Genomic DNA, 241 nt, shown 5'->3' with positions numbered 1-241 from the left:
GTGGCGCTGGAGCAGGCCATGAAAAACCAGATGGACTGGCTGACCGCCTGGCGTATCGAACGCTACGCCGATGGGACGCTACTCAGTACGCCGTTTTTTCTTGCCGCCCCTAACCGTGACGCGGATAAGGCGCATTATGCGCAGAGTGAACAGGCGAGGAAAGCCAGGCAGGATGCCGTGTCAGAGAAACGGAAAGCCCAGCGACTGGAATACATTATTAGCGGCGGTAAGGAACCGCCGG

General features: G+C 58.5%; 1 protein-coding gene. It reads left to right on the top strand.

From position 1 onward, the window contains the following. Positions 1–18: 18 nt before the first annotated feature. The coding region (locus Xsze_RS21690; RefSeq protein WP_244590099.1) for a T6SS phospholipase effector Tle1-like catalytic domain-containing protein at positions 19–241 on the top strand (223 nt) is incomplete at its 3' end.

The organism is Xenorhabdus szentirmaii DSM 16338, assembly GCF_002632585.1.
GTDB lineage: Bacteria > Pseudomonadota > Gammaproteobacteria > Enterobacterales > Enterobacteriaceae > Xenorhabdus > Xenorhabdus szentirmaii.
The sequence above is the reverse complement of the archived record's forward strand: the minus strand, read 5'-3'. Positions and strand labels throughout refer to the sequence as shown.